The sequence below is a fragment of the Bacteroides sp. OF04-15BH genome, assembly GCF_003477995.1.
Classification (GTDB): Bacteria; Bacteroidota; Bacteroidia; order Bacteroidales; family Bacteroidaceae; genus Paraprevotella.
Window position 1 is genome coordinate 1 of record NZ_QUEM01000052.1, and the last position, 9,569, is coordinate 9,569.

Sequence of the window (9,569 nt, forward strand, 5' to 3'; positions counted from 1 at the left end):
TACTTTGGGACGTTCGGCGAACGTATATGTTATATATAAAGACGAAATCGCAGCCGAAACTGTTCAATCGCCGTTATTCTCTTATGTTACTTTTGCAAAAGTAGTAAAAATCACTGGAATAACCTTGTGAATAGTAGAAATCCTGCCGTGTTATCACAACAGGGCAGGACACAAGCACATGAATTACACAAGTTTCATCCATACGCTTATGGACAACTTGTGTTCCTTTGAAGATTATATGAACCTATGACAAAATAGCTTTGATTTGTCGTGTCTTTGGTGATGATGTCTCTTTCCCGCATGAAGCGAATATAGCTCTTTGCGGTACGCTCCTTGATGTCCAAGACCTGCTGCAACTGCTCGCAAAGGTCTATGTAGGTGATGCGTGTCTGCCGCCCGAAGATGTCACGTGCGACATTCACCAGTTCCCTTTCCTTGCGCTTCTCCTTTTCCTCACGGGGCTTTTCACCCTTGTACACGTGCATCCCGGCTTCCTTGTCCCACGCAAAGAGCATCAGCGGCACGTCCAGCGGGCTACCGTCACGCACTTTCAGGGCTTTGACCACCGATTGTGTGGGTTCTTCGTCTTTCTCTATCGACAGGATAGTAGCCGCCTTGCGTTGCAGTTCGCTGCCCAAATGCCCACGTAACTTTAATCCGTTAGGGACAAAGTGCAGCACACAAAGAATACACGTGTTATAGATACCTGCCAGTCGGTAAAGTTCATCTATCACCGCCACGCTTTCCGCTTCATCGTTGGCACTCTTTACAAGGTCGGCGATGCCGTCAATGACGACCAACTGGATGCCGCCGTACTGGTAGTAGAACTTATCCATGCTCTGCACAATGGCGTTCAGGCGTTCTTTGCGTGACATACCCGTCAGGCAGAACGCTTTCAGTTCATCGGGTTTGTCCGGCTGTTTGGCTCGTGCCAGCAGGTTGCTTACATTCTTGAACAGTTGCACTTCCGACTGTTCGGTGTCATAGAGCAAGACCGCCTTATGTCTGCCGTTGGCGGTTATCTGTATTCCCAGCGTATCTACTTCCGCACCAGCCGAGCAAATGCAGCCCGCCACGATTGCGGCTACATAATTGCTCTTGCCCGTTCCCTCGCCCCCGGTGATGCCGAACAGGTTGCCTTGTGTTCCTAACGGAACGTCACCCGCCGAAATAATCTCTTGCGCTTTGGCGGGCGGGTTGTTGAAATCTATCTCGCATGATTTTAGCATAATCAATGTGTCGCTATACAGGTTGTCTAAAAATTCGATAAACAGTTTCAGGAAATCTTCACGGGTGTTCCCGGCTTTGAAGTAGTCGGAAATGTCCTTTTCCTCTTTCGTACCCGGAAGCGGCAGGAGCAGGCGTTTCACTCCAAATTCTTCCAACAGTTTTTCCTGCTTGCATGAACTTTCCCTGCCCGTCTTGTCCATGTCAAAGAGCAGGACGATGTGCTTGAATCGGAACGTCAGCCGATATACCAGCGTGGGCGGTATAGTCACCGTTTCACTGTTGAAGCAGATAGCGTGAAAACCGTGTGCCGCCAGCGAAAGCACGTCTTTCTCGCCGCCCGTGATGAAGAGCGTGTCGCCTTTTGCTGGCAGTTGCTCCAGCCCGAAGCAGTAGTTTTCGCCGAAGCTGCCGCCGTAGAGGAAGCGGGGCGTGGAGAACGGGCGGTACAGCTTGATATGCTGTTTGCCCTTGTAGCCGTACATGGGTTCTGCCACCGATGAAGTGTAGGTGTACGGTTTGCCCTCTACCGTTTCGCTGTGATACTCCCGGGGCGAACAGACCTTGGAACGTTCCAGCAGTTCGGGCGTCATGCCGTACTGTTGCCAGTACACCAGTTCGGCAAGTGGAAACTTCTGTTCCCGGAACTGGTAGGGCTTGACGGGCTTTTCGGGTGTTTCTTCGGTTTTGTCCGATACTGTCCGGTGGACGGTTGCCGGAGGAATGGAAACAGGAGTACCGGAAGCCAGCCCCAAGCCTAAATCCCGGTCGATGATTTCCAGTATCTCCACGAAGTCAGCCGCCCGGTTGCAGTCCAGCCCCTTTAACTGCCCCACGAGGAAGAAACAGTCGCCGCTGTAACTGTCGTTGCCGAAGTCTTTCATCTTGTAGATGCTGCTCCGGCGGTCGAAGTAGATGTTGCAGGAAGCCTTGCTGTCCTCGTACAGCGGGTTAAGGAAGTTGCGACCTATGCGCCAGTTTCCGGGCAGGTAGTGTTTGAATATCGCCAGCCCGTTACTTGTTCTTTCTAAGATTTCCTCTTTCCTTAGCATACAGTTGGTGGTTGGTTATCAGGTTGTCGATGTTCTCCTTGTTGCTCCTTATCAGGCGTTCTTCCAGCATCCGGCGTATCTCGCTGACCTTGTAGAAGTAGCGTCCCCTGATGTTGGAATAGGCGATAGTCCCCGACACCCGCAGGCGTTGCAGGGTCTTTTCGCTTATTTTCAGGAACGTGCAGACCTCGTAGCTGTCCACCCACATATCTTCTTCACTTTGCTTTGCCATTTCCGCATGATTGAAGATGTAATCGGCAATAGCAGTAATCTTGTTGTCCAGTTCCTTATAGGCTTTGGACTCAAATGTTATTATTTCCATAATGGTAACTAATTGATTTGCCGCAAAGTTCGGGTGTCCTGAAAAATAAAACGCCACAGATGTACCCACCTGTGGCGAAATAAATTTTGTTAAAGTACGCCTGTTCTAATCCTGCTCCCTCATGCGCATCAGCAGCCTGTCTTTCAGGGTGGAGAGGAAGCCCGTTCGGTCTTTGGTCTTGGCTTTGAGTTCCATGTAGGTGTGGTAGAAGTCGCCGAGGTCTATGTCGAACACATACTCAAAATAGCCTACAATCTCCTTTATATCAACCGTTCCCTTGTTCAGACAGCCGCAGGCGTCCAAAGCGTAGATAAGTTCCACCAACGCCCGTTTTGTTCCAGTCCAGTGCAGTATCTTACCCATGAAGCCGTTCTTCACCTGTTTGCGCTGTTCCCGGCGTTCCAGTTCGTGCAGGCGGTTGGTGAGGTATATTTCCAGCAGTTCGTTGGCTAAAATCTTGGCTACCTTGAAGTCGTAACTGGTGCTGAACTGTGGGTCTGTCTCGTAATAGAAACTGTCCACAATGATTTGCATGTCAGGCTTTCCACGCATGAAATACTGCCCGTCCAAGTAAGTGGCTTTCGTGCGGTGGTACTGGTAGAACGCCAAGTTCCGCTGGAACGACTTTGAAATCCGGTCGGTTTCCGACAGCAGGTAGTCCCTTTGCACTTCCTCACTACCGCTGGGAAAACGCACCTCAATCTTGTAAACAGAGTTGTAATAGATGATTTTGCTTGCTATCAGCGGCTTTAGTTCCTTGAAGAAATGTATTTCTTCTTCCGGGCTGGCAAACGGGTAGGAGACAATAAAGGCTTTGAGTTCGCCCAGTATCTCTTGCAGGTAGTCCACGCACAGGCGGCACAGTGTCAGCGTGTCCATTGCGGTGTCCTCGTATTCCTGTATCTGCCATTCTACTTTTTGCAGCAGTCCGGCAAAGTATGTTTCCAGTTTTATATGATGTCCCATAACTTTGTGCCTTTTTTTGAAGCACAAAGTTATGGTCATTAAAAATCTGTTTTATTCTTGATATTGCACATTACATTCCTATAACTGTGCATTTTTTTGTTTCCTTTGCTTTTTTGCGTATCTCGCCCGGCGTGTCCAAGAGGTAAGTCTTGCAGAAATCATTCAAGTTCGATGCCGATGCAAACCCGGTGGTGAACGCCACTTCTGTAAGCGTGAGGTTCGTATTTGTCAGATAGTGTTCCACGTCCTTTGCCCGCTCTTTGATTACCCATTGCTTTGGGGTGTACCCTGTCATTTGTTTTACCTTCCGCCGGAACGAGCCGTATTCCATACCGCATTTTTCCGCTAGTTCCTCGGCATCATATACCATGTAGCCTTTCATACGCACCATTTCGATGAAAGTCTGCCTGCCCAGTTCGGGTAGCATCCGTTCGGCGTGGCGCAGTTCCTTTTCCGTCACCCGCAGTCGGTTGTCCTTGACCGGGTTTCTTCGTAATAGGTGAAAAGCGTGGCACACGGTGTTGTACACGTTGCATAGGTACTGCCGCCCCGGTCGCATCCAGTGGAGCGCATCGCAGTAGGCGGTCAGTTCGGGTATGTCGTCCCGTTTACGGTGCTGTTCCGCCAGTTCGTCCAGTATGGCGTAATGGGTGGTGGACATTCCCAGCAGGATGATGATTGCCTTGTAGTCTTTATATGCCGCCAGTGTCGGCGTTTCCGGCAGGCTTCGGAGCGTGTGGCACACGCAGCCGCACAGCCGCCCGTCTTTGCTGAACGGTTCAAGTTCCAAGTAGTTGTCCATTTTCCGGCTGTTGTGCAGCAGCCACGTTACTTTCTTGTCCAACTCCTTGCAGGACGCTTCCAGCCCCGCTTCGGGAGCGGATAGCAGCAGTGATGTAATCCGGTGTTCCATATCTGATGTTTTCTATATGAATGATTATACGATTCGTTACCACTTCCAGCCATCCGCCCAGCCCAATTTGTCGAACAGCCATGCTTCCAAGAAGAAAAGCGCAACGGGCAGCAGGTAGAGGAAAAATAACTGCGCTGTGCCAATACGTTTGGAGCGGCGGTAGTGGCTCATCAGTGCCGACACACGGGCTTTCCGGTATCGGACAAGGATGAATATGCAAAAAAACAAAAACATTGCGATAAAATAACCCAAACGTAAATGCGACCATACGCTGTTGCGCAGAAGAATGTCGCCGGGCAGAACCACCAACCACCACCAATACGCAAGTAGCAGCGTGAAGCCTGACATCCGTCCCCACTTCCTACCCCAAGCCTCTCCCTTGAAATACAGGTAGTCAAAAAGGTAATACCTATAATTCGTCCGGTCGGCACGTTGTTTCACCCGTTCAAAATAGTTGTCGGTCTTTTCTATTCTTTTGCTCATATATTCGATGAATTATGTTCTCCAAAATGCAAAATAAAGCAGGGTGATACCCGGTACAATTCCAAAAAAGACAAGACCTGTCAAGAGAAAGACCCAATCCGAATAATGGAAATCAAGTTCTTCATAAGGAATGGCGGCTTTCTTTATATATCTGTGCCATACCCATATTAGAACTTTTCCAAATCTCTTTACTGTGACAAGGCTACTCATAATTGTTTTTTAGCTTTCAAGCTGGATAAGCAGAAAGTAACCACATACTATTATTAATATTCCAATTACCAAGCCGATACTCCAAAACAGCCAATCTATATCATATATCTTCATACATTTGTTTATTTTGGATTACCGATAATGGGATAGCGTGGAACGCTGGTAGGCGTTATCACGCTTCGTTAACATCATATTTTATTCTCATACCAGTGTACCATATCAATAAACCATAATCACGAGGTCTTTTTGCTCTTCAATGGCTTCATCGAAAATGAAATTCAGGTCGTCCATTTCCTGCTCATAGTCATAATCTCCGATACCGTTACCCTCTTTCAGCGAGGTGTATTCCGTCCGCTTGCTCTCCAAATCTGAAACGGGTATGCTGATGATATAGGGAAAATCACCGCTCAAAGGAATAGGGATGAATGTACTTTGACTATCCAGTTGCCAAAGGTTTTCCGCACGGTAGATTTGTGTCCCGTAATGGTTGCAAATCTTTTCATATATATACCCATACATGAAAGCAATTTCGGGATAACGGATTTCCCCGTTCACAATGTCTGCTAATACCGCATAAGCATCTTTATCCGTATTTAGACTGTCACTAAAATAATAGTTCAGACTATCAAGTTCCTGCTTTAACGCAATTTTCAGTTGGGTTATCAGCAAATTATCACAAGCCCCGTAAACGGATTTTACCTTATCGGCATCAGTCAAATAAGAATAAACCGAGTAACTCATATCTTGTCTTTATTTAATGTCGTTCCAATGTACCATATCGTATGGATAATAGGGCAATCCTTTCAGACAGCTATCATCCAGCCCCAAAACCTTAACCAATGCACCGCTTTCAAAGCTCCAATAGCCGTCATGTACAATACCATATTTATGGTCGTTATACCAATAATAATCGGAGTGTCCACGATACCACTCTTTTTTTAGATACTTCTCTAATCGTTTTATTGCCTGTGTCTTATCTGTTTTAGCCAAATCCGACACTTCTAATATTGCCCTATAAGGTATATTGTCAAAGACACAATCTGCCAATTTCTTCCGTTCGGGGAAGCGGTAATTTAGCAAAACATCATAAACACGGTCTTTGACTTCTTTCTTATCTATAAGCATAAGGAGTTCGTGGATAACATTATCATCATATTCCAGCATGATACCTATCGAAAGTAACCATAGCATTTTTAAATAGTCACCGTAGGGTGTCCAACTCCCGTGCATTGCTTTTATTGTTTGAAGATAATCTTGTTGAATACATTCTAATCCTATTCCCATAGAGTACTTTGTAACAATAGAATTAACCCTATAATCAACTAAGCGACCATAATAGATTGAAGCGTCAAACTCCACTTTATTATTAACAAATTGGCTAATTTCATTTTCTAAGCCACTTATTTTATTTGTATATTTCGCTAATTGCTTTAAATACTGTTCTTCCGTAAAAAGTTTATCTCTTAATTCCATATATGGTACACTGTTTTTGATGTTAATGGTTAGAAAGGAGCATCGTCAGATGCTATCTTTCGTTGTTACTAACTTATTTATAAATCCCAATCCGGTGAATAAACACCCAATCCCAATAAGAGGATAAACAATGCCGCATAAGACTGCGAGCATATTCAATCCTCGTTCATCCCCCTCGAAGCCGTCTAAATTGACAACTTGGAATATGAAGTTTGTAATTTGCCAATCTAATAAACTTTGGTCTATACAGATAAAGGCAATCCACAAAAGAATAGAGCAACATTCCAAGCCCAACAATAACACTATCGCTTTAGGTTGCATTGCATATAGTTTATAGACCTTGTAGATTAGAAGCACATCTATAATTAGAAGTAAACCTAAAAAACAATATTCCATAATGCCATATATCTCGAACAAACGACCAAAACCTAAGCCACCACAAAATAATGTTATGACTATCAGTAAAGCACTGAAAGCTGTCAATGATAATATGGATTGGACGGTTTTATTCATCGCACTATTGTTAGTAATGGTTTAGCAGGGAACGGCTTGCCCGTTATCCTGCTTCGTTAATGGTGAATTATATTTTTCCTTGTCGGTATAATGCTTCTATAAAAAAGCCAATCAAGGTTACTACTATATATATTGTAAGTATCCATGCTCCGGCTTTACTTTGCATAGTGTTTTCGTTCTCATACTTAGTTATAATTCTTCTATATCTTTTCTTGAAGAAAAAAGTACCACTCAACAATACTATTAAACTACCCTCAATGATATAGTATTGAGTATCGGACGGGTATTCACCAATTCCGTATTGGGTTAATATGCCCCATACGGTTAAAATATTGGTACTTAATATGACCGAAAACAGAAGCATTGCCATAAATACGGCTCCTTCTGCTAAAGAAGAATGAAGCCATAATCTATAAAACCTATAATATAAATAGTCTATCATATTCAATTACCATTAATGGTTTGGTGAGGAACAGCGTTTAGCTGTTATCTCGACCTTGTTATGAACTCACTTTCTAAATAAAGAAAACTAACCTAAAGAAAGTATCTCATATATTTTTGTTTTAGCTGCTTCTATCTTTGGTGACAAAGTATATTCAGCTTTTTTCAAATACGGAATGAATTTAGACAATACTTCATGTTCTATAAAGTCGATAGATTTTCCTTGCAAATAGCGATAACGCATAAGTGCAATAATTTCTATTGGAAACACACGCCATTCAGTAGAATAAAATTCATTACTTGTAAACGACTCTATGTGAGCCGTTTTTCTGTGGTGTTTCATCATGTCAGAAAGAACCGAGTTAATTTCATCTTCATTATCAGAAAGGATAATATCAAATCCACGTTGATAATCTTGAATAAGCGGTTTGGTTATATATTCTTTCCAAATCTCATGGTTTGCGGCATTGGTATATGCGTCATATAGCAAGAATGCTTCCTGTAAAGTTCGGTCTTGATGATTTATAAAATATTTTTTGTTTAAACTATCTCGGATTAAACCTATTATTGCGTGGAACATTAAGTTTATCTCCCGTTCTTCTCCAAAAGAAAGAATAGATAAAAACAAAGGGACACCTTCAACTAAGGTTCTTGTGTATTTCTTTTCTTTATCATACAAATACATGATATGTGCAATATATGCCATTGCAAACGCATCTATTATACCTTTGAAATCTTCCTCATTAGGATTATACCAAAACGAATAATAATGTATTCCAAAACAAAGTATGCTGGCAGAACGCCATTTATAATAATCTTGCATTTCAACCGTAGGATTATTATAAAATTCTTGAAAATACTCGTGTTCTTCAAGAGGCAAATTGATATATTTATTCAAATTCTTATCAATAACCTTGTCAAAAGAGTTCTTTTTCATATTTGATACTTTCTATTCTGTTGGGTTCTTTTTTTGTTGTTCATAATGGGATAGCGGGGAACGCTGTCAAGCGTTATCACGCTTCGTTAATAACTCTTTTTCTTCTTAATAGATGCGAAACACCTACTCCCAAAAGTAAATAGCTTGCGACTATGCTTTGATATAGCCAATACTGATGAAATTGGTATTCACTGGCTAAACTAATCTTATCATTGGAATTTAGATGAATGATTAATCTATATTCATTACAAAACCAATAATACTCCACACTCATCAACCATGCAAGTATTAATACACCAAGAGCTATAAGCCGTGATGTCTGATGATGTAACCACAAATCACTTGGCACAAAAAGTAACATGGCGCATCCCCAATAAATGGTAGCCAGTGAAGATGCAGGAAACCTTTCTCCGTGAGAAGGAGCCACAAACGCATAACTGACAAAAAGAACACCAGCAAATAATAGATAAAATAATATCATTTTTACCATTTTCATGTTTCGCTCTGTATTGTTATTAATGACTAAGCGGAGAACGGCGTTAGTCCGTTATCCCGGTTTGTTATGAACTTACTTTACCTCTTGTGCCTTTTTATAATTTACATAGCGAGCATTTAGAGTGTCCCGCCATTCTTGGCTTGGGCAAGAGTTTATTAACTGAATATACTTATTCTCATCATCAACGCAAACAGACTCTACAAGTTTTAATAAACTCCACTGCAAATCATAAAAAGCATTTTCAGGAAAGATTTGTACCAACACCATAGCTTCATCAAATGATATGGGAAGTTGTATTTGTTCTAATAAGGCATCATAAGTATTTACTAATTCATCAATACTCTCTGTATCATTGATGCTTTCATTAGGCATACGACCTAAATCTTTCAACTGTAAAATTTCATTTCTCATATCGTGTATTCTAATTGTTCATAATGTTAAGTGGGGAACGCTGTAAGCGTTATCACGCTTCGTTATCAATATTTTAATCTGTTCTAACCCGTTGGCGGAATTAATTTAGCGCATACTTAACCCTG

At 42.8% G+C, this 9,569-nt stretch carries 13 protein-coding genes; all 13 read right to left on the reverse strand.

Annotation, left to right across the window (positions count from 1 at the left end; translation table 11 throughout):
- Positions 1–206 precede the first annotated feature (206 nt).
- The 13 genes from DXA74_RS14885 to DXA74_RS14945 all read right to left on the reverse strand — a co-directional run bounded on the left by DXA74_RS14885 (position 207) and on the right by DXA74_RS14945 (position 9,444).
- Entirely contained in the window at positions 207–2,279 is a 2,073-nt protein-coding gene (locus tag DXA74_RS14885; RefSeq protein ID WP_118528912.1) for a bifunctional DNA primase/helicase, read from the reverse strand.
- Positions 2,242–2,670 (reverse strand): helix-turn-helix domain-containing protein, encoded by a 429-nt coding sequence (locus DXA74_RS14890; protein WP_181884192.1) that lies wholly within the window; start codon positions 2,668–2,670, stop codon positions 2,242–2,244. Before DXA74_RS14890 ends, DXA74_RS14885 begins: the two co-directional genes overlap by 38 nt.
- A 36-nt stretch (positions 2,671–2,706) precedes the next feature.
- A complete protein-coding gene (locus DXA74_RS14895) occupies positions 2,707–3,606 on the reverse strand; it encodes an RteC domain-containing protein (RefSeq protein WP_032585701.1) in 900 nt (299 codons plus the stop codon).
- A gap of 31 nt (positions 3,607–3,637) precedes the next feature.
- The gene (locus tag DXA74_RS14900; protein WP_004316438.1) at positions 3,638–4,480 is read right to left on the reverse strand and encodes an AraC family transcriptional regulator; all 843 of its coding nucleotides are present in this window, start codon (positions 4,478–4,480) and stop codon (positions 3,638–3,640) included.
- Positions 4,481–4,516: 36 nt separating this feature from the next.
- Positions 4,517–4,963, reverse strand: a complete 447-nt coding sequence (locus tag DXA74_RS14905) for a hypothetical protein (RefSeq protein ID WP_032585704.1) — start codon at positions 4,961–4,963, stop codon at positions 4,517–4,519.
- 12 nt (positions 4,964–4,975) lie between these two features.
- Positions 4,976–5,173 (reverse strand): hypothetical protein, encoded by a 198-nt coding sequence (locus tag DXA74_RS14910; RefSeq protein ID WP_032585707.1) that lies wholly within the window; start codon positions 5,171–5,173, stop codon positions 4,976–4,978.
- A gap of 219 nt (positions 5,174–5,392) precedes the next feature.
- Positions 5,393–5,914, reverse strand: a complete 522-nt coding sequence (locus DXA74_RS14915) for a hypothetical protein (RefSeq protein ID WP_032585708.1) — start codon at positions 5,912–5,914, stop codon at positions 5,393–5,395.
- Positions 5,915–5,923: 9 nt separating this feature from the next.
- Positions 5,924–6,646: a PoNe immunity protein domain-containing protein gene (locus DXA74_RS14920; RefSeq protein WP_115472984.1), complete on the reverse strand. Its 723-nt coding sequence runs from the start codon at positions 6,644–6,646 to the stop codon at positions 5,924–5,926.
- Between the two features lie 45 nt (positions 6,647–6,691).
- Positions 6,692–7,159, reverse strand: a complete 468-nt coding sequence (locus DXA74_RS14925; RefSeq protein ID WP_032585434.1) for a hypothetical protein — start codon at positions 7,157–7,159, stop codon at positions 6,692–6,694.
- A gap of 67 nt (positions 7,160–7,226) precedes the next feature.
- Positions 7,227–7,601: a hypothetical protein gene (locus DXA74_RS14930; protein ID WP_007653996.1), complete on the reverse strand. Its 375-nt coding sequence runs from the start codon at positions 7,599–7,601 to the stop codon at positions 7,227–7,229.
- Positions 7,602–7,688: 87 nt separating this feature from the next.
- Complete coding sequence (locus DXA74_RS14935) at positions 7,689–8,537, reverse strand: hypothetical protein (protein ID WP_115472982.1); 849 nt, start codon at positions 8,535–8,537, stop codon at positions 7,689–7,691.
- Between the two features lie 76 nt (positions 8,538–8,613).
- Positions 8,614–9,033 carry a hypothetical protein gene (locus tag DXA74_RS14940; protein WP_230591806.1) on the reverse strand — a complete coding sequence of 140 codons (420 nt, stop codon included), beginning with the start codon at positions 9,031–9,033 and terminating at the stop codon, positions 8,614–8,616.
- Between the two features lie 72 nt (positions 9,034–9,105).
- Positions 9,106–9,444 carry a hypothetical protein gene (locus DXA74_RS14945; protein WP_032581325.1) on the reverse strand — a complete coding sequence of 113 codons (339 nt, stop codon included), beginning with the start codon at positions 9,442–9,444 and terminating at the stop codon, positions 9,106–9,108.
- Between the last annotated feature and the right edge of the window lie 125 nt (positions 9,445–9,569).

Coding starts and splice junctions, on each gene's coding strand:
- DXA74_RS14940 (WP_230591806.1), bottom strand. CDS start 9,033: ATGAAAATGGTAAAAATGATATTATTTTATCTATTATTTGCTGGTGTT.
- DXA74_RS14930 (WP_007653996.1), bottom strand. CDS start 7,601: ATGATAGACTATTTATATTATAGGTTTTATAGATTATGGCTTCATTCT.
- DXA74_RS14925 (WP_032585434.1), bottom strand. CDS start 7,159: ATGAATAAAACCGTCCAATCCATATTATCATTGACAGCTTTCAGTGCT.
- DXA74_RS14905 (WP_032585704.1), bottom strand. CDS start 4,963: ATGAGCAAAAGAATAGAAAAGACCGACAACTATTTTGAACGGGTGAAA.
- DXA74_RS14945 (WP_032581325.1), bottom strand. CDS start 9,444: ATGAGAAATGAAATTTTACAGTTGAAAGATTTAGGTCGTATGCCTAAT.
- DXA74_RS14920 (WP_115472984.1), bottom strand. CDS start 6,646: ATGGAATTAAGAGATAAACTTTTTACGGAAGAACAGTATTTAAAGCAA.
- DXA74_RS14895 (WP_032585701.1), bottom strand. CDS start 3,606: ATGACCATAACTTTGTGCTTCAAAAAAAGGCACAAAGTTATGGGACAT.
- DXA74_RS14885 (WP_118528912.1), bottom strand. CDS start 2,279: ATGCTAAGGAAAGAGGAAATCTTAGAAAGAACAAGTAACGGGCTGGCG.
- DXA74_RS14915 (WP_032585708.1), bottom strand. CDS start 5,914: ATGAGTTACTCGGTTTATTCTTATTTGACTGATGCCGATAAGGTAAAA.
- DXA74_RS14910 (WP_032585707.1), bottom strand. CDS start 5,173: ATGAGTAGCCTTGTCACAGTAAAGAGATTTGGAAAAGTTCTAATATGG.
- DXA74_RS14900 (WP_004316438.1), bottom strand. CDS start 4,480: ATGGAACACCGGATTACATCACTGCTGCTATCCGCTCCCGAAGCGGGG.
- DXA74_RS14935 (WP_115472982.1), bottom strand. CDS start 8,537: ATGAAAAAGAACTCTTTTGACAAGGTTATTGATAAGAATTTGAATAAA.